Source organism: Archangium minus (assembly GCF_044360475.1).
Lineage (GTDB): Bacteria > Myxococcota > Myxococcia > Myxococcales > Myxococcaceae > Archangium > Archangium minus.
Genome location: NZ_CP043494.1, coordinates 3,600,636 through 3,619,013 on the forward strand (window position 1 = coordinate 3,600,636; position 18,378 = coordinate 3,619,013).

Consider the following 18,378-nt stretch of genomic DNA (forward strand, 5'->3'; position numbering starts at 1 on the left):
GGGTTTTCCGCCCAAATCGAACCGGAGACGCATGCATGGCTGGGGGTATCGCCGCCCGAGGGACGGACAGGCTCACCGACCTGGAGATCAAGGCCTGGCTCAAGGCCGGCTCGAACGCAGCGACGAAGAAGCTCTCCGACGGCGGTGGGCTGTTCTTGATGCGCACCCCAGCTGGCACGCCGGTCTGGCGAGTGAAGTACCGGCTTGGGGGGAAAGAGCGCCTCTTCGCTGTCGGCTCGTACCCAGAGATCGGACTCAAGGCGGCACGGGCAGAACGCGCGGCCGTGAAGGACCGCCTGCGGGCGGGTAGTGACCCGGTGCAGGCGCGCAAGCTGAACCGAGCAGCGGTCGTCGCGTCTTCGGGCAACACCTTCGCGATCGTCGCTCGGGATTGGCTTGAGAAGAAGCGCCAGGGCTGGAGCCAGATCCACTTCGACACGACGAGCCGGGCCATTGAGCGGGACGTGCTCCCCCTCCTGGGGCCTCTTCCCGTTGCCGACATCACTCCGGCCATGGTCGCGAAGGTGATCGAGGAGATCTTCAAACCGCCGCGTGAGGCCATCGACACCGCGGGCAAGGTGCTCTGGAACGTCGAGAGCATCTTCCGGCTCGCGCAGGCCCGGGGTCTGTGTCGCGAGAACCCTGCAGTGCCAGTGCGTGAGGTGCTTCCCCGGAAGAAGCAGGCCGGGAGGCGGCCCGCGTTCCTTGAGTGGTCCCAACTCGGCGACGTTCTGCGCCAGGCCAACGTGGCGCGGCTGTCGCCTGCAGTCCGGATGGCGCATCGGCTCTGCGCGTTTACTGCGGCGCGCATGGGGAACATCATCCGGGCGGAGTGGTCCGAGTTCGACCTGGACGCCGAAGTCCCCCTGTGGGTCATCCCGCGAGCGAAGATGAAAGCGCAGGACCGGCACCACGACCACAAGATCATTCTCGGGCCCTCCATCGCGGGTGAGCTCCGCACGTGGCGTTCGCAGATGGGCTCCAAAGGCTACCTGTTCCCCTCGGTGTCGGGAGGCGGTCAGCACATCACACACGAGTCCATCGAGAAGGCATACCGGGTGACGCTGGGCCTCAAGGACAAGCACTCGCCTCATGGCTGGCGCGCGGCGTTCTCCACGCTCGCTCGGGAAGGAGGCTTCGAGCGGGATGTGGTTGAGCTCGCACTCGATCACATCCACGACAACGAGGTCGTGCGCGCCTACGACCGCGGCGAGCGGCTTGAGGGGCGGCTCAAGCTGGCGAACTGGTGGGACGACCAGTTGTTGAAGGCAGAGCGGAGGGGGCTGTGAGGCGCGAACCGAAGCGGCCGAAGGCGAGAGGGCTGGGGCCGCATCAGCGCAAGGAGCTGATGGAGCACTTGAGCGATGGGCTGCAACTCGCGGAGATTCGTCCGCTGATGGTTGCCATCGAGGAACAGTTGCCGTCGGTGGGTTTTGTCGAGGTGCACTTGGACGATGAGCGGCGCGACATGGCCAGGGTGGCGCGCGCCGCGAAGGCACTACAAGCCGCGCTCGACAAGGCACGCCCATTTATGGGGGAAGATGACGATGGAGTGGAGACCTTCGGGTGGGGGAAGTTCGACGCCATGCTGGCGGATCTCCACAAGAGCGCCACGTTCTGGGCCAAGCAGCAACCGGCTAGGCGCCGCGGTCGCCCGCGTAAACAGGCGTGGCGTGACGAGCTGATCACGGTCGTCTGGAACGCCTACCCCGCCGAGCACCGGAAGAAGACGCGGGACGGGCACTTCGAGCGCACCATCGAAATGCTGCTCCGGTTCCTTGGGGCACCCGTTGAAGACGTGCACCTGGCGGTGATCTCTGCTCTCACTCGCCGCTAGGTGGCGTAATTCAGCGCGACGCGTGGATTTGCGCCACCTGACCGTCATCGTGGCGAGCTGTACAACAGTGGGTGTCAACGCTTGGAGACGCCCATGAAAGACCAACTCCCCGAACCAGCCCGCTACTCGGTTCCCGCAGCCTGTCGTGTTTTCGGGTACAGCCGCTCGACCTTCTACGATCGTGTCCAGAAGGGGCTGATCAGGCTTACGAAGGATGGTCGCCGGTCCTTCGTCTCCCGCGAGGAACTCGAACGCTATCTGAAGGCCTGTGAGGGCCAGTCATGAGTGGCCCGCTTCTCTGCAGATTCAGAGAAGCCGCCCGGACGATCGGCCTGGGACGGAACAAGGCACTCCTCGAGCTGAGCCGCCGGGGCCTCCTGCGACCGGTCACCATCCTGGGGCGGCAGTACATCCCCCGCGAGCAGCTCGAGGAGCTTGCGCGCCGCGGAGAGGTGCCGGCTGCTTCCGGAGCCCCGAGCGTTCCGAAGCGGCAGCGGCGCGCTGGCGGCTCGATCGCAGACATCGAGCTCTGAATAACGAAGGGCGCCGACCCCGATGGAGCAGCGCCCTCTTGCACTCGCGATTCCCGGTCAACGAATGCAACACCAATCTACCGCAAACCCAGACGCAAACGCAACCGCCATTTCCAAGCTCGGGCGCGTGGCAGTCATCTACGCAAGCAAGCTCGGTTGGCGCGTCGTGCCGCTGCACTTCGTGCAATCTGGTGGCGCGTGCTCCTGCCCCAAGGGGGACGACTGCCGGAGCGCCGGCAAGCATCCGCGCCTGAAGGACTGGACGACAGAGGCCACGACGGACCCCGAGCAGATCGCTGCGTGGTGGCGGATATGGCCTGACGCCAACGTGGGTGTGGTGACCGGCTCGCAGTCGGGAGTCTTTGTCCTGGATGTGGACCCCCGCAGCGGCGGGCGCGAGTCGCTCGCCGCGCTCGAAGCGGAGCATGGGCCTCTGCCGCTTACTGCACTACAGGCGACGCCCTCGGGCGGTTTCCACTACGTGTTCAAGGCCGTCCCGGGCCTCACGAACAGCGCGGGCAAGCTGGGCCCCGGCCTGGACATCCGCGCCGAGGGCGGACAGTTCGTCGTCGCGCCCTCGCAGACGACGGCGGGGCGCTACCGGTGGGTGCGCCCGCCATGGGAGACGCCGCCGGCCGACGCTCCGGTCTGGTTGCTCGAGCGACTACGGCGCATGGCCCCGGCTCAAGCTCCAGACGCTGACCTCCGGCGCGGCTACTTCCCGCCCGCTTCGCCCGAAGTGCTCGAGCAGGCCCGCGAGGCCCTGGCGCAGCACGGCCCGGCCATCGTGGGCCAGGGGGGCGACACGCATACGTTCATGGCCGCGGCAATCCTGACGCACGACTTCGCTCTCACGGACGACGAAGCCTGGCCGCTTCTGTTCGAGTGGAACGAGACGTGCGTCCCGCCGTGGGACGAGACGGACCTACGCGCGAAGCTCCGGGGCGGGGGCAAGTACGGCAAGGCGGAGTACGGCTGCCGGCGCAAGCCCGCAATCAATCTGGTGGCCGGCAAGCTCTCAGAGATCGCTACGCAAGCGGAGCTGGCCCTGGTCGGCGCGGGCGTTCCGGTGTTCTCGCGCGGCGGAGCTCTCGTGCGCCCCGTGGTGGAAGAGGTGGACGCGGCCCATGGTCGGCGCACCAAGGTCGCGCGCCTGGCGAAGCTTGATGCGACGTACACGTGCGATCTGCTGTCGCGGCATGTCTGCTTCCAGCGGTTCAACGCGAAGTCGGGCGAGTGGCTCACGGCCGATCCGCCGCAGGTCGTCGCGCAGACCATTCTCTCGCGCGTCGGCGAGTGGCGGTTCCACCCGCTCGCGGGGGTCATCACCACGCAGACGATGCGGCCGGACGGGACGATCCTCGACCAGCCGGGGTTCGACCCTGCCACGCGGCTCGTCCTGATGGCGCCGCCCCCGATGCCCGCGATCCCGAACGCCCCAACCCGTCGAGACGCAGAGCAGGCGCTCAGGCTCCTGTCGGCGCTCCTGGAGGAGTTCCCGTTCGTCGACGACGCGTGCCGGAGTGTTGCCCTGAGCGGGCTGATCACCCCTGTGGTCCGCGGCGCGTTCTCCGTCGCGCCGGGGCACGCTGCCAGCGCCAGCACGCCGGGCACCGGCAAGAGCTTCCTGTGGGACACCTCGGCGGCGATCTGCACCGGCCAGCCGATGCCCGTCATGGCGGCCGGACGCACCGAGGAGGAGTCCGAGAAGCGGCTGGGGGCGGCGGTCATAGCCGGGCAGCCCGTCGTCGCTCTCGACAACGTGAACGGCGGAATCGGTGGCGATGCCTTCTGCCAGGTTATAGAGCGCCCCGTCGTGGACGTGCGGATTCTCGGTCGCTCTGAGCTCGCCCGCGTGGAGTCTCGGGCGACCGTCTTCGTCACGGGGAACAACCTGCAGATCCTCGGCGACGCGACCCGCCGTGTCCTGCTCGTCCGGCTAGATGCGAACATGGAGCGCCCCGAGCTCCGGCAGTTCAAGAGCAACCCGGTCGCCACGGTGCTCGCCGACCGCGGGCGGTACGTGGCCGCTGCTCTGACAGTGGTACGCGCCTTCGTGGCCGCCGGGAGTCCGGGCCGGGCACCGAGGCTCGCGAGCTTCGAGGGGTGGAGCGACACCGTCCGGAGCTCGTTGATCTGGCTGGGCTGCGCGGACCCGGTCGCCACCATGGAGGCTGCCCGGGCTGAAGACCCGCTGATGGCCTTGCTGCGCGCGGCGCTCGGCAGCTGGGCGTCTCACTTCGGAACGGGACGCGCGACGGCGAGGACTGCCGCCGACGTGCTGCGCATCGCCGAGGGGTTCGACGCTGCGGACACGTTCCCGGCACTCAAGGAAGCCGTCCTGGCGGTGGCCAGTAATCGGGGGCGTCCGGATGCGCGCACCTTCGGCAAATGGCTGTCCCGACACAAGGGACGGATCGTCGCCGGCTTTCGTCTGGAAGGGGAGGCGGATGCCCACGGTCACGCGGCACGGTGGTGGGTTGAACGGCACGGAACTGCGGTTGATGCGGTTAGTGCGGTTGATTCTGAACGCAGACTGTAGCGATCAAAGTTTTTTCTAAAGAGGGTCATTCTCGGAGAAAGGGTCAAATGAAGGTGTCATCGAAAAACAACGGGCAGAAATCAACCGCAGATACCGCAGTAACCGCTACCCGTCGCACTCGGAGCCGAAAGGTTGTGCAGGCTGAATTCACGGCAGAGGTGGGTCTCCTACTTCAACTGCGCCAGGCGCGAGACACGGGGTGCGTGCCCCCTGACCGGATTGGAGCCCTGGTCTCCAGAACGGCCGCTCGCATCGATCGGCTCGCTGGTGAGCTGCTCGAGAGCGACCTGTGAGGGCTGGTCAGTGTCCTACATGCCCCCCCCCCCGCGTGTGGGTCCTTCCGGGAGGGAGGGGTGCGTGAGGGTGCGCAGATCGCGACGTTCAACCAGACAAAGGTCCAAAAATATTAGGTCATGCTTGAAAGGTCGTGCTGTATGAATACGAAACCCCCGTCGCTACGGAGCGTGGCGCGACAGCTCGGTGTCTCGCTATCCTCGCTCCAAGCAGCAATCGCCAGTGGGCGGGTGACGACGACCCCCGACGGCAAAATCGCTGATGTCGAGACCGCGCGAGCGGAATGGATTCGGAACACCCGCTCCGAGTATGGCCCTGCTCCCTTGGCGGAACGCAGAGCCGCGTTGGAGGCCCCCGAAGGCGAGAGCCGAGCGGAGGCTCTGCGTCGGCGAGCGATTGCTGACGCAGACTTGAAAGAACTCGAGCTCCAGGAGCGAAAGGGTGAGCTGGTCGAGGTGGTCGGTGTCGCTGCGGAGATTCAGGACATGATCACGCGGTGCCGAATAAGGCTTCTTGGAATCCCCACCCGCGCGCGGCAAGTCTTGCCGCACCTCACGGCGAAGGATGTGGGCACGCTTGAGAACCTGGTGCGAGAAGCATTAGAGGAATTGGCCGGGGAACGGGCGAGCACAAACCCTATGGGAATAAAAGGAGGTGTGAAGTGAGTGACCTTGAAGCAGAGTTTGCCCGTGTCGAAGCGGAAATTGCCCGGGACCGAGCCGCGCTGCTGGACCGGCTGATTCGCAATGCCCTGCAGGAACTACGCCCGCCGCCGCGAGAGGCTGTCACGGGTAATAGTGTTCCCCATGCGGGGCTGTCCCCTGGTCCGGTGGACTTCATCACGACCGTGATGCAGCTCCGGGACATGATGGCCTCGGGAGGAATCAGTCGCGATTTCGGAGGTGCACTGCTCTCGTTCGTCATCAGCCGTGCCACTCCGCCCGAGCGCTTCAGGGCCCGGGATCTCCTGCTGGTCGAGGCCGCTGAGGCTGCGGGCGGAACGACCTGGGCGAAGATGCTCCGCATTCACGCCGAGCTCTCAGCGCAGAGGAATGGCCGACAGCCCGATGCCACGAACCGCGTCGGGCTGCTGGTGCACGAGGCTATCAGTTTTGGCCCGAATGGGCGTCTGCCCGGCCGGCGGCAGCTGCTTCGTATCCTGAGCCGACAACCGTAGCCAGTGTCATCGTCCCCCTACTTGCGTGTCATTAGGGGGACCGTGCGAGAACGGCAGTCACAGTCAAACAGCACGCGAGGCACAAGCATGTATTCGCATATCGAAGTAACCGACGACGCGCAGGATAAGTTCATCCGCGGAACGGGCGCATGGCTCATTCGCCGTTCCGGGCACGCTTCCGAGGTCGAGCGCGCCGCGAAGCTGGGCGCCTACGGGTCCGCGGGAATCGAGCTCGATCCCGGTGAGTTCCGTGGCATGACGCTGGCCGACCTGGCGCGCGAGTGCCTCGAGCGGCGCGGCGTCGACGCCCGCCGGATGCAAAGGTCCGAGCTGTTCAGTCGGGCTCTCAACCTTCGTACCGGCTACCAGACGTCCAGCGACTTCGCGCTCGTCCTGGAGAACGCGCTGCACAAGCTGCTCCTCGGTGCGTACGCGCTGACTGCGGACACCTGGAAACGGTTCTGTCGGCAGGGCACCGTCAAGGACTTCCGCGCGTCCGGCCGCTACCGCACGGGATCGTTCGGCGTGCTGGACGACGTCGGAGAGAGCGGCGAGATCAAGAACAAGGCGATTCCCGACGGCGAGAAGGTCGAGATCAGCATCGGCACGAAGGGCAACATCATTTCGATCTCGCGCGTCGCTCTCATCAACGACGACATGGGCGTCTTTCAGGACCTGGCAACGAAGTTCGGCCGCGCCGCCGCGCTGACCATCGAGGAGCACGTCTACAGGGAGCTGCGGAAGAACAGCGGGTTGGGCCCGACGCAGCCCGATGGGAACCCGTTCTTTCATGCCTCCAGGAGCAACATCAACGCGACGAGCTCCGGGCTGAGCGTGGCCGGCATCAACGCGGATCGCGTGGTGATGGCACAGCAGAAGGACCCGAGCGGGAACGAGTTCATCGACCTGCGCCCCGCCGTTCTCGTGATCCCCATCGGTCTGGGGGGTGATGCCCGCGTCATCAATGACGCGCAGTACGACACGACCGCGAACACGTTCCAGAAGCCCAACAGTGTTCGCGGTCTGTTCCGCGACATCGTCGACACGCCGCGCCTAGAGGGCACGCGCCGCTACCTGTTCGCGGATCCGAACATCGCCGCGGCAATCGAGGTCGCATTCCTGGAGGAGAGCGGCTCGGAACCGCGGCTCGACATGCGGAAGGGCTTCGAGGTCGACGGCATCAGCTGGCGCGTCGTCCTGGATTATGGTGTCGCCTTCATTGACCACCGCGCCGCTGTCACGAATGCGGGCGCCTGACTTACGGCGGCACGCCTCAAGCAAGAACCCGGGCAATCCGTGACGCAGCTGGGGCCGTGACCAGAAGCAACGCCCGGATCGGCTGGGCGATCCAGGCGGCGGCGAGCGCCGCACCCACTGGCGCGGTCCTCCTCTCGGGCTCGGCGAGCTGAGCCCCAAGAGCCCGCGAACCCCTGGCGGGCTCCAATGATTTTCGAGCGGGGACACTCCGTAGGGGGCGCGTGGCGGCGCCCTTTCGAGCCTTCTATCCCGTCCCCGGCCTGGATTGCTCCCCAGGTGCATCAGGGATGGAGGCGCCGCCACACCTTTTCTTTCGGCAGGGATGCATATGACCTCTCAGACCAAGACGACCGAAGCAACCGAGACGACTGCCAACGCCGATCAGCCGCGCCCGCGAACCGGGAGTGTCGGCCAGGTTGGAAGGCCGATTCACCCGCTGGTGAAAGGCATTCTCCGCGTCGGGTTCCGCGCGGGTGACTTCCTGGATGGCTCGAGCCCTGCGCAGCACACCGCGCAGACCGAAGAGGTGAACGATGTTCAGGACTGACGCACCCGATAACGTCAATGGGATGTACTATGGCGGGGATCCCATCACGCCCACCCCCGCCACGGTCATCAGCCCGGACCACTTGAATGCTTTTCAAGAGGAGATCATCAGCCCCATCGAGGCTGCGGGAATCCCGCTCGACAAGAACGACAACACGCAGTTGCTCCAGGCGCTGAAGGTGCTGTTTGGGCGCCTCGCCACTGCGAACACCTGGGCGGAGCTGCAAACCTTCGCGAAAGGCATCACCGTCCAGGGCGGTGCCGACTTCTCGGGGAAGGTTCTGGCGGAGAACGATCTCCAGGTGGATGGCGCGTTCACCGCGGGCGGAAGCGCGTCGTTCGCGAAGGGCCCGCGCATCACCGGGACCGGGGAGGATTACGGCTTCTCGACGGCTAAGGCGCACGCGATCTACACGCCTGCAACGGCGTTCGCGTGCACGGTCTCCACCGGCGCGACGGGTGGCCCGGTGATGGTCATCAACTCCGGCAACGGCCGGCCGTACTGGCGAGCTGGTGACTCGACGTCCGCGGAGATCGCCACCGTGGTTCGCCTGCCGGAAGGCGCGACCATTACCGAGATCCGCTGGCACATCGCGTCCATGAGCGGCACGCAGACGCAGACGGTCTATCCCAACGGCTGGTTGGTGAGCCAGAGCGTGGCAACGAACACCGAGACCCAGGCGCAGATTCACCTGTCGGGTTCCCCGGGCTCCACGTTCACGGTCGCGGGCAGCTCGGGGTTCGCGTGGTACCAGATGCCCCTGGCACCGGGCCCGTTCATCATGCCTACGAGCGGCTACCTGCACGTCGCGTTGACGTTGCCCCCGAGCATCAACGGTGCGGGAGCCGGTCTCCAGGTGCGCGGTGTCCGCGTGGGCTACACCATGACCGCAGTGCGCCCATCCGTGTGACCTGCGACCCCCCTGGAAGCGAGAGGGGCCCGACACCTTCCTGCACTGGGCTCCTCGTGCACAGCATTACCACCCAACACTTTGTCGCTGTACTCCCACGAGGCATAGAACATGACGACCTATCTCAGCAGTGTCCGAGCCACCGAACAAATCATCGATGAAGATCGCGTGTTCGCGGAGCCGGGTGAAGTCGGCACCGTGCTCGACCGGCAGCGATACGCCGACGGTAGCTGGGCGTTGACTGTGGTCTTCCCTGACGCTCCATGCGCTACGACGTGCTTCCTCTGGGAGGACGTCGAATTCGTGCCCACAGCGAAGGCGTAGCTCTCCAGGTAGGCGCGTCAGGGCAGGGATGAGAGCGCTACGTCGGCGGGGCACATAGCCGCGTTGCCTGTCTCTTGGGGACCTCCCGGACCGCCGTCCTCGCGGGAGTAGGTGGTGCTCGCGTCCGCTCCCCAGCACGTCACGCCCAGCACTACGCTGGACGTGCCATCGCAGCTTCTCCAGGGAGTCGTGTAGTCGTTCCGCCAGGCACCCGAGGGCAGCCACACGATGCGCAGCGCCCGCCCGTATGTCACGCTGGACACCTGGATGCGAGAGGGGCCTGACGCCGAAAGTTGTCGCCCCCCTCGTGCAGCAGTCTTGAGACGAACTCTATGCCGCCAAGCGGTGCGCAGCTACGCGGGGCCGACTGCGCTTCCGTGCGTGCTGCCGAGTTGCTGCCGGGCGACCCCGAGCACGTCATGGTCCCTGTGCGTGGTGGTGGGCACGTCAGGCAGGTGGCCTCGATCCGACGCTGTTGGTCCAGGCCGTGAAGTCGTGGCTGGTTGAGTTGTTGTCACGCGTGTTCCGTTCTGGCTGAGCCTCAGGCGGCGGGCTCGCCTCTTGCTGCTTCGGCTCCGCCCCCGCTCCCGTGAAGCCCGAGAACGACTGGGGGAAGCCCGCCTCCTGGTGCATCACCGGCTGAGCCTCGAAATCCAGTAAGGGGCTCAGGTCCGAGGCCAGCTGCTCCCCGAAGCCCCGCATGTGGCACCGAATCCTCGCTTCCAGGAATCACTGGAGCGGCGGCGTCCATTCGTCGACTTCGACCTCCAGAGAGGACTCGGTGGCTATCTCGCCCAGGATCCTCCGGAGCGCCCCCGCATCGCCGCCGCCGAGCGTGAAGACCTGGTTTCCCTCGAAGTCCGCGCTCGGGGGGCTGCTGCAGACCATGGCGGCATCAGGCCGCTCATACAGCCTGCAATAGGGCCCGGTGGGCACCGGCTGCGTGAAGCCGAGGCGGCTCATCACGGGGTCGAGCCGCGAGAGGAGCCCAGAGGGCTCTCCGGTGATCATGCCTTCACACTGTTGCGGCATGATGCCGACCCGGAACTGCAGGAAGGCGCCCCACGCCAGCATCTCGCGCAGGGTCTCGAATCTATCGTGCTGCTCATTGCCCAGAGCGTCCCGTGCCGTCACCAGCGCATCCGCGCGCGCTGGCGCCTCGAGGTCATAGAAGGCATGCAGGGGCATCACCTCGTCGGAGCTGTACCCGATGAGGAGGAACCGTGGCTCGGGCGCAACCAGCTTCTCCGCATGATAGGCGAGCACCCGCTGCGCCGAGAAGTCCAGGGCCGGATATGCCAAGCGCCCCATGCTCTGCCCCATGCAGCTCAGGAACCACCGATAGAACGGAGGCAGGGGGCGGCCCGCAATCCGCTCGATTCGCGCGATTTCGTCGGGCGTGGCGCCCTTCCACTGCTCGGCGAGTCCAGGCACGATCCTCAGGAGCAGCGTTTCCAGCTCGGACTCGTTCACTTGTGCTGACATTGCTCTTTCTCATCTCCAGGACAGAGCATCAGGGGAATGATGAGTTCGCACGCTCCACACGGGGGGACGGTCTCCCCATGGGCAAACTTCCGCTCGTTCGTCTTATCGCTCTTCGCATCCAAATACTTGATCTTCCCCTCGTTCGGGTCCTTCCCGCCTGTTTGCAGCTTCTCGGGGTGGAACCATCGCTCGGTGATGGCCCCGGGATGGGCATTGTCCTGTAACACGAGCACGAGCGCCTTGGGGGCGGCACAGACACCCGGAGGATAGGAGGCGTTCGACACGACGCCCTTGTTGTATTTCTCGAAGCGCACCTTGGCCTTGGCCCATGCGTTCCGCACCACCTTCTCCTGGCTCCTGTGCCGTTCCAGGAAAAAATTGAGAACCCGGTCCTTCTGGCTCTTTGCAGGCTTTTCAGTCACGGGATCGATCACGGAATCCTTGTCAGGTGCGCCCCAGCCGAGTTCCTTCACACTGTCGTAGAGCGGCCAGTGCGTACCGCCCGACTGGTCGGCGTACTTCTGTTTCTTGCCGCACTTGCACTGAACCACGCCGAGCATGGTCGAAGGGAACTTGTAGCCACTGTCCCGCACCTTCTGTTCGAGCTTCCGCGCCAGTTGCGCGGCGTCGAGGGTCGTCGTGGGGGTCTCTTCCAGTGCGCCATGGGTCTTCCTGCAGATGGGGCACGCGTCCTTTCCGTCGACGACCGTGACGTATCCACTCACCTGGATTACGCCCAGCATCGTCGCCGCGTTGGCCGGGCTCCCGCTCGGTCCGCAGTTGTTGAGCATCGGGTCGCCGAGCAGCTGGACGCTCTTCCCCTCGATCTTCACGTTCATGGACCCGGGGCCCACGAAGCTCGTCGGGCCCTCCACGTTGGCGGAGACGATTCCGCCGCCTGTCCCCTTGCTGGCCACGTCGCCCATGGAGCCGAAGGTGGCCCCCCGGATCGCCACCTTTTTCCCTTCAATCGTGACGCTCTTGGAGTAGCCCTTCGGGTCCGTTCCGCTCTTACCGATGTTGGGCAACGGCGTCGGAACGAACGGCGCCGGCGGCCCCGGCATCTTGCACACGTTGGGTAACGTCGCCGCGGCAACCCCGTTGCTCCCCTCGGTCACCGGGGTCTTTGGTGTATTCACTGATACTTTCCCCATTGGGACTTCCCTCTCATGGAATCTGCGGAGCCTGCAGGAGCATCGCACCCCGCAGCCCGGAATCAGAGCCTGCCATCACCAGCGCCCGCGGGCCTCGCGCGTAGCCCCTCGCGAAGGCCCGGACCGCCAGCACTCCCCCGAGGGCCCCAAACGCGGCGCCCACGTCCCCCCAGCAGTCGCTCGGGGCCTTGTACTTGGCTGATCTCCAGACCGACGGCGCCCGCAGCGCGACGAAGCCCCACTCCTCGCTGCGGTAACGCTCGCCATTGATATCCGTGTACAGATCATCGACGCTCTCGCGCGGAAGGTCGGGCCCGGCGACGGTGCCTTGCACGGCCTGCGTCATTCCAACACCGAACGAGCCTGTGTCACTGTCGCGAAGGAGCCGCTCCTGAGCCGTGCATGCCCCTCGCACGACAGCCAGTTGGGGGAGGCGCAGGCGACGGCGCAGTCCCGCACTCATCAGTGCGAGGCATCCAGCTCCCTCGCCCGGGATGAACCCGCTGCGAATCCCCGGCTGCGCGAACCGGCGGCTTCGCTCCAACCACATGAACGTGTTCGCGTGGTGGTAGCTGTCAACGCCAACCACCAGGAAGAGATTGTCCCTGCTTTCGGAGCACTCCCGCTTCACCTGCTCGACTGCCCGAATCGCCCCGGCGTGTCCACGTCCGGCAATCTCGACGCGCGCGCTGGACGTCTTCGCTCGGAAGCGCGCAGCCAGGGATTCCGCCACCCAGGCTGCGTCTTCTTCGGAGAACCCCGGGCGGGTTTCCGGAAGCGCGAGCAACACGCTGAGCTTGCCCCCGTAGAGGATCTTTTGATCGATTTTCGCCTCGATCTCCTCGAGAACACTCTCGGCCAGGGGCACCATACGGTCTCGTCCCTCAAGCTTGGGCTCGAGCAGCCGGTCGGCGGAGACCACGACCGGTTCGCCGCGTGGGTCGATGAAGGGATACTCGGCGTACCGGCAGATGCCCGCGCGCACGGAGGCCGCGCTGCTCTCGGCGGTGAGGCCAATAGGGGTCCGCGCGGCGACAGCCACCACCTCGACCTGGGCGTTCACGTCGTGCTCCCTCGTTCGACGATTTCCGTCTCGTCGAGATAGTCCGCCTCGGTGGCTCGAACGCGCAGCACGCTCTGCCATACCAAGGACAGGCGCTTTTCTTCAGGCTCCACGAGCACCGTCACCAGGCATGCGCCGTGCTGCTCGCGCCGTGTGCCGATGCGCGTGGTGAATCCGAGAGAGATGCGCGGGAGCTCGAAGCGCAGGACACCCTCGGGGGTCATGTTCAGGAGCTCGACACGCTCTCCGCCGACGAGGGGCTTCTCTGTCCGCTGGTCCGTGGGGGCACTCAGTGCGAAGGCGGGCTCGTAGTCATCTGGCAGCAACGGCTTCTTCGATTGCTCCCACCGCGCGTCGTATGTTCCGGCGAGCCTACGCCGAGGCATCCATGAAGAATCGATCGGGCCGAACCCCGCCGGCCCCATCTCCGCTGGAGCGCCACTTGGATACTCGATGGTGTGGGCCAGCTTTCCAACGACGTGAGCAGCCCGCCGCGCGAAGCCGCGCCCGATCGGGTTCCGCTCATCGATACGATGCTTCTGGGAATCAGGGTCGGACAGATCGCTGCCACCGAAGGCGAATTCGTATCGAATCGGGCGTGTAGTGAACGGCTGCGGCCGGGTCACCGTCACACCTCGCCACCCCGAGTCATAGAGGCGTTCCCCGTGTATGAGCAGTTCCTTGTGGAGCCGTTCGATGCGGAGCGAGACCGGCACTGTCGGAGCGGGCTTCCCATGGGGCGCATGCGCGTGCGCGAGAACCAGCACGTCCGTGCCAGGCTTCGCCGCGAGGAGATCGGAGTCGCAGCGCAAGCTCGACCGGCCTGGTTCGCCGAAATACTCTGGCGCCAGCACCGGGGGTAGTTGCTCGTCCGCCAGGATGAGCCGTCCCCCGGGAGCGATGTCGAACGTTGCCCTGACCGCGACGAGCCACCAGTGCACCCCGTCTTTGTCGCGCGTCCAGTTTCGTTCCGCAGCGTAAGCCGTGCGGTTCCTCAGCCCCCACATTTGCTCAACGTTAAGAAACTCCAGACGAATGTGTCAAACAGAGAGGTCGCGCTCCCCCAAACGAGACCTCACGCGAGCACGAGCGAGACCCAATGCGGCACGTCCGGAAACCCTCCGCCTTCTGCAGCTCGCGCTGCAGCTTCGCCAGCAGGTTGAGCACTTCCCGTGGGGTCGTCTCGTCCAGCTTCACCGCCCGCAGCGCCATCCGATGGCCCGGCTTGAGCTTCGGCCGGGCTTGGCCACCTCGCCGAACACCTCTGGCGACGGCGCCCGCGACGTCCTCTGGGCCTGCCTCGGCCGCCGAGCGCAGCTGCGGCGCCACCGTGCACGTGGCCCCGCACGCCTGGCAGCGGTAGCGCCGCACCTGCACCTCCTGCTGCCTGGGGGTACCCCCTGGCTCCTCGGGCCCAGCACCTGCCGGCTTCTCTTGCCGTGCCCGTGCAGCACCACGCCCCCTCCCACCGGATGGATTGCTGCGCCGCACCCCGGGCTCCTCCCCGGCCGCACCCGCAGGCCCCGCGTCTTCAGCACGTAGGCTGCGGCCTGCAGGTGCACGGCGTTCGAATCGGCTACAGCTGCACGAAGATCTGCACTTACCTGTAACGAGCAGGGGCCCCGGCACGATGCGCTGTGCCGTGGGCCCTCGTGCATCGTCCGTCGGACTACGCCCTCCAGGTGGGCGCGACGGGCACTGGTCGGGTGTTCACCCTTTCGGGGCGAAAGGGGTGGACTAAATTTGAAGAAGGGAATAAAACTAGTCCACCGTCGATCTTGTTCCCAGTAATTCCGCTGGGTTATGGCGGTCAAGGGTGGACTAGGTGGAGATGAAATCGGAGTGGATTGTCCAGCTTGCGCGGCTGGCCCTCGCGGGCCGGAGGCAGGACATCCTCACGTACATCCGCAAGCTCGAGCGCCTGCTCCACAAGGAGGACCCGGCTGCCTCGGCCAAGCTCGCCGAACTCCTGCGGGAGTCGCCCTCGCAGGCCATGCCTCTGCGGAGCGCATCGGTGGCGGCGGTGCCGGTTGATGCCGACTCGCGACTCAGCCTGCTTCGGCAGGAGTGGCCTGTGATGCTGGATTCGGCTCCCACTTGGTCGGAGGCCATCCGCGCCCCTCTTGAGCAGGTTGTTGCCGAGCGCCGCCGTGCGGACGAGTTGCGCGAGATGGGGGTAGCCCCGACGCGCTCGATGCTCTTCACCGGAGCGCCTGGGGTGGGGAAGACGCTTGCCGCGCGATGGCTCGCGCAGCAGCTCGGATGGCCCCTTCTCACCCTGGACCTCTCGGCGGTGATGAGCAGCTATCTCGGCAAGACGGGGACGAACGTCCGCCACGTGCTCGACTACGCGAAGGGCGTCCAGAGCGTTCTGCTGCTGGACGAGCTCGACGCCATCGCCAAGCGTCGGGACGACATGGGGGAGATCGGCGAGCTCAAGCGGCTGGTCACGGTGTTGCTGCAGGAGATTGACGACTGGCCGCAGACGGGTTTGCTCCTGGCGGCGACGAACCATCCGGACCTACTCGACCCGGCGGTGTGGAGGCGTTTCGACGCGGTGGTCGAGTTTCCCCTCCCCGATGATGCTGTCGTTGCCCAACTTCTCCGGCAGTTGCTCGGTGAGGAACTGGCCACGGACAACGCCTTGCTCGCCGTGTTGACTGCGGTGATGCGCGGACAGTCTCACGCGGTCATCACCCGCGACCTGATGCGCGCGCGCCGGATTGCGCTGGTCAACGGGCAGAGGGTGGAGGAGGCGCTCATGGGAATGGTCCGCGAGCGCGTGGGGGAGCTGAGGCTCGAGCAGCGACGCCAAGTCGGCCTCGCGCTCGTGCAGATGGGGCTGTCGCAGCGGCAGGTCCACGAGTGGACCGGGATGAGTCGGGACACCTTGCGGAAGGTCCAGCGCAAGGGCGCGGTGAAGAACTAACGATTGGAGGTGAGCATGGCCGAGAAGAGAAACTTCCTGCTGGGGTATGGCGAGCGCCTGCAGGTCGAGGTGAGCCCGCCGCATGGTGGTGGTCCGAAGTGGAAGCCGTACGACTTCCTGAGGGCGAAGACACGCCTGAGCCCCCGCGTGGCGCGCGTGGCGCAGGAGCTCTCGGACATGCCGGAGGACGCATTCCCCAATGACCAAGCGGTCGCCCTGCTCACGCTGCACCCCACCTTCTTGGCCAAGTCGTACTTTCCGGGTGGGCTCTTGCGTGAGGTCAACCTCCAGCTCGTGGGCAGCAAACCCGCCGTGACGAAGCCGGAAGTGCTCCCCAAGCGCGCGACGTCCAAGGAACTGGTCACCTCCGAGCTGTACGTAGCGGCTCCGCGTGAGGTCTTCCTTCGTTGGGCGGCAGCGCTGCCCGGGTGGGGAGGCGCGCGCGGACAGGCGGAGCTGGAGCGCATCGAGAACATCCGCTTGCCGGGGCTGGCCGACAAGGTCCGCCACTTCACCGACGACCTCCAGGGCGACATCCTCATGGAGGTGGTGCTGCACGGGAGCTCCGCTACGAACCCGGGGGTGGTCGACGGCTTCGCGAAGTACCTGAAGGCACTGGAGATGAAGTTCGAGCTCGGCCGCAAGGTGCAGGTCGGCGGCCTCACCTACGTGGCCCTGCGTGCCGCGCGCAAGCTCGTGACGAACATTGCCGGCTATTCCTTCCTGCGCGCGGTGCGACCGATGCCGCAGCTGCGGCAAGCGTGGCCCAAGGGGAAGACCTCCAAGGCGGTCCAGGTTCCGTTTCAGCTCCCCACGGGGGGGCCTGTGGACCCGCTGCTGAAGGTCGCCGTCTTCGACGGCGGACTTCCGGCGAAGTCGCCGCTCACCCCGTGGGTCAACGACATCAAGGTCCCGGGCGTCAGCGGACCGTTGCACCCGAACTGGGTGAAGCACGGGCTCGAGGTGAGCTCCGCCGTGCTTTTCGGGCCGCTCACAGCGGGCGCGATGGCGCCCCTGCCGTACGCCGCGGTGGACCACTACGGCGTGTTCGACCAGAAGGCGCTCGCTGACCAGGACGTTTACGGCGTGCTCGATCGGATCCGCACCGTGCTCCAGCAGCGCCCGGACTACCGATTTGTCAACCTGAGCCTGGGGCCGGAGACGCCCGTCATCGACGAGGTGGTGGATGCGTGGACGGCCACCATCGACGAGTTGCTCGCCTCGGGCACCGTGCTGGCCACGGTGGCTTCGGGCAATGGTGGGGAGGGGGACGTGGAGTCGGGGAACGCTCGCGTCCAGCCGCCCGCCGACTGCGTGAATGCACTCACGGTGGGGGCCTGCGACAACTCCAAGAAGTGGGCCCGCGCTCCGTACAGCTCGTTCGGTCCCGGGCGGACCCCTGGCATCATCAAGCCGGACGGCGTCATCTTCGGGGGGACCGACCAGGACCCGTTCCTCGTCTCCTCGATGAAGCCGGGGATGGCCTCCGGGACCACCGGGACGAGCTTCGCGGCGCCGTACGCCCTTCGGGTGGCACTGGGGATGCGAGCGACGCTTGGCGACGTTCTCCAGCCCCTGGCGCTCAAGGCGCTCATGGTGCACTGCGCGGAGCTCGGGCGGCGCGACGTGGCCGAGGTCGGCTGGGGGCGCTTCGAGACGGAGATGGAGCAGCTGCTGACGTCCGGTCCTGGCGAGGCGCGTGTGCTCTTCCAGGGGCACCTTGAGCCGGGGGGGTACATGCGCCTCCCGATTCCCATTCCCGCGGCGGGGCTGCAGGGCAAGGTCGAGCTGTCGGCGACGTTCTGCTTCGCGACGCTCACCGACCCGCAGGATCCGCTGGCGTACACGCGAGCCGGCCTCGACATCTACTTCCGTCCCAACAAGGACGGTCGGAGCGCGGACCGGCCCGATGCCCAGGAGGCGGAGACCGACGGCTTTTTCAAGAAGCCGAAGGTCTACAAGACCGAGCAGGAGCTCCTCGAGTCGCACAAGTGGGATACGACCCGCCACGCCGTGCGGCGCTTCCGGCAGGCGGACCTCCTCGACCCGGTCTTCGACGTCCACTACAACGCGCGAGCCGCGGGCCAGGCCACGACGACCGCAGGCTCCTTGCCGTACGCGCTCGTCGTAACCATCCGGTGCGTCGACCTGCCGAACCTCTACGACCTCATCGTCCAGCGCTACCGCGGTCAGCTTCAGGCGCTCACGCCTGTCACCGTTCAGGTCCCCGTGCGGACGTAGCAAAGACGTGAGTGCGGTGGGGGCCTCGCCATGCACGGTGTAGGAGAGGGATGAGGGCCCTGCTGAGGGTGGTGGGCAGGTGCAG

General features: G+C 66.3%; 19 protein-coding genes. 13 read left to right on the plus strand and 6 right to left on the minus strand.

Going from position 1 to position 18,378, the window contains the following annotated elements; translation table 11 throughout:
• Positions 1-35: 35 nt before the first annotated feature.
• From F0U60_RS14855 to F0U60_RS14905, 11 genes are all read left to right on the plus strand, one after another.
• Positions 36-1,289, plus strand: a complete 1,254-nt coding sequence (locus F0U60_RS14855; RefSeq protein ID WP_395819695.1) for a tyrosine-type recombinase/integrase — start codon at positions 36-38, stop codon at positions 1,287-1,289.
• Positions 1,286-1,837, plus strand: coding sequence for a hypothetical protein (locus F0U60_RS14860; RefSeq protein WP_395819698.1), 552 nt, complete (start codon positions 1,286-1,288; stop codon positions 1,835-1,837). Before F0U60_RS14855 ends, F0U60_RS14860 begins: the two co-directional genes overlap by 4 nt.
• 93 nt (positions 1,838-1,930) lie before the next feature.
• Positions 1,931-2,122, plus strand: coding sequence for an AlpA family transcriptional regulator (locus F0U60_RS14865; protein ID WP_203405136.1), 192 nt, complete (start codon positions 1,931-1,933; stop codon positions 2,120-2,122).
• Entirely contained in the window at positions 2,119-2,370 is a 252-nt protein-coding gene (locus tag F0U60_RS14870) for a hypothetical protein (protein WP_203405135.1), read from the plus strand. The genes F0U60_RS14865 and F0U60_RS14870 overlap by 4 nt, the downstream gene beginning before the upstream one ends.
• 127 nt (positions 2,371-2,497) lie before the next feature.
• The gene (locus tag F0U60_RS14875) at positions 2,498-4,912 is read left to right on the plus strand and encodes a bifunctional DNA primase/polymerase (protein WP_395819701.1); all 2,415 of its coding nucleotides are present in this window, start codon (positions 2,498-2,500) and stop codon (positions 4,910-4,912) included.
• A gap of 434 nt (positions 4,913-5,346) precedes the next feature.
• Positions 5,347-5,871: a hypothetical protein gene (locus tag F0U60_RS14880; RefSeq protein WP_395819704.1), complete on the plus strand. Its 525-nt coding sequence runs from the start codon at positions 5,347-5,349 to the stop codon at positions 5,869-5,871.
• On the plus strand, positions 5,868-6,383 hold the full coding sequence (locus F0U60_RS14885) for a hypothetical protein (protein WP_395819706.1): 516 nt from the start codon (positions 5,868-5,870) through the stop codon (positions 6,381-6,383). The genes F0U60_RS14880 and F0U60_RS14885 overlap by 4 nt, the downstream gene beginning before the upstream one ends.
• An 87-nt stretch (positions 6,384-6,470) precedes the next feature.
• Positions 6,471-7,640, plus strand: a complete 1,170-nt coding sequence (locus F0U60_RS14890) for a hypothetical protein (RefSeq protein WP_395819709.1) — start codon at positions 6,471-6,473, stop codon at positions 7,638-7,640.
• 328 nt (positions 7,641-7,968) lie between these two features.
• Positions 7,969-8,187, plus strand: a complete 219-nt coding sequence (locus F0U60_RS14895) for a hypothetical protein (RefSeq protein WP_203405130.1) — start codon at positions 7,969-7,971, stop codon at positions 8,185-8,187.
• On the plus strand, positions 8,174-9,097 hold the full coding sequence (locus F0U60_RS14900) for a hypothetical protein (RefSeq protein ID WP_395819713.1): 924 nt from the start codon (positions 8,174-8,176) through the stop codon (positions 9,095-9,097). Before F0U60_RS14895 ends, F0U60_RS14900 begins: the two co-directional genes overlap by 14 nt.
• 111 nt (positions 9,098-9,208) lie before the next feature.
• Positions 9,209-9,421, plus strand: a complete 213-nt coding sequence (locus F0U60_RS14905; RefSeq protein WP_395819716.1) for a hypothetical protein — start codon at positions 9,209-9,211, stop codon at positions 9,419-9,421.
• 17 nt (positions 9,422-9,438) lie between these two features.
• Here the strand turns inward: F0U60_RS14905 and F0U60_RS14910 are convergent, their stop codons facing one another.
• The 6 genes from F0U60_RS14910 to F0U60_RS14935 all read right to left on the minus strand — a co-directional run bounded on the left by F0U60_RS14910 (position 9,439) and on the right by F0U60_RS14935 (position 14,064).
• On the minus strand, positions 9,439-9,675 hold the full coding sequence (locus F0U60_RS14910; RefSeq protein ID WP_395819718.1) for a hypothetical protein: 237 nt from the start codon (positions 9,673-9,675) through the stop codon (positions 9,439-9,441).
• A gap of 193 nt (positions 9,676-9,868) precedes the next feature.
• Positions 9,869-10,123, minus strand: coding sequence for a hypothetical protein (locus F0U60_RS14915; RefSeq protein ID WP_395819721.1), 255 nt, complete (start codon positions 10,121-10,123; stop codon positions 9,869-9,871).
• Between the two features lie 27 nt (positions 10,124-10,150).
• Positions 10,151-10,906: an SMI1/KNR4 family protein gene (locus tag F0U60_RS14920; RefSeq protein ID WP_395819723.1), complete on the minus strand. Its 756-nt coding sequence runs from the start codon at positions 10,904-10,906 to the stop codon at positions 10,151-10,153.
• Entirely contained in the window at positions 10,891-12,045 is a 1,155-nt protein-coding gene (locus tag F0U60_RS14925) for a PAAR-like domain-containing protein (protein WP_395819726.1), read from the minus strand. The genes F0U60_RS14920 and F0U60_RS14925 overlap by 16 nt, the downstream gene beginning before the upstream one ends.
• Before the next feature lie 28 nt (positions 12,046-12,073).
• Entirely contained in the window at positions 12,074-13,123 is a 1,050-nt protein-coding gene (locus F0U60_RS14930) for a hypothetical protein (protein ID WP_395819729.1), read from the minus strand.
• Positions 13,120-14,064 (minus strand): DUF2169 domain-containing protein, encoded by a 945-nt coding sequence (locus F0U60_RS14935; protein WP_395819731.1) that lies wholly within the window; start codon positions 14,062-14,064, stop codon positions 13,120-13,122. The genes F0U60_RS14930 and F0U60_RS14935 overlap by 4 nt, the downstream gene beginning before the upstream one ends.
• Before the next feature lie 890 nt (positions 14,065-14,954).
• Between F0U60_RS14935 and F0U60_RS14940 the strand changes: the two genes are divergently transcribed.
• Together F0U60_RS14940 and F0U60_RS14945 are read left to right on the plus strand one after the other, a co-directional pair.
• Positions 14,955-16,052, plus strand: coding sequence for an AAA family ATPase (locus tag F0U60_RS14940; RefSeq protein WP_395825261.1), 1,098 nt, complete (start codon positions 14,955-14,957; stop codon positions 16,050-16,052).
• A 15-nt stretch (positions 16,053-16,067) separates the two neighbouring features.
• Positions 16,068-18,293 (plus strand): S8 family peptidase, encoded by a 2,226-nt coding sequence (locus tag F0U60_RS14945; protein WP_395819734.1) that lies wholly within the window; start codon positions 16,068-16,070, stop codon positions 18,291-18,293.
• Positions 18,294-18,378: the final 85 nt, after the last annotated feature.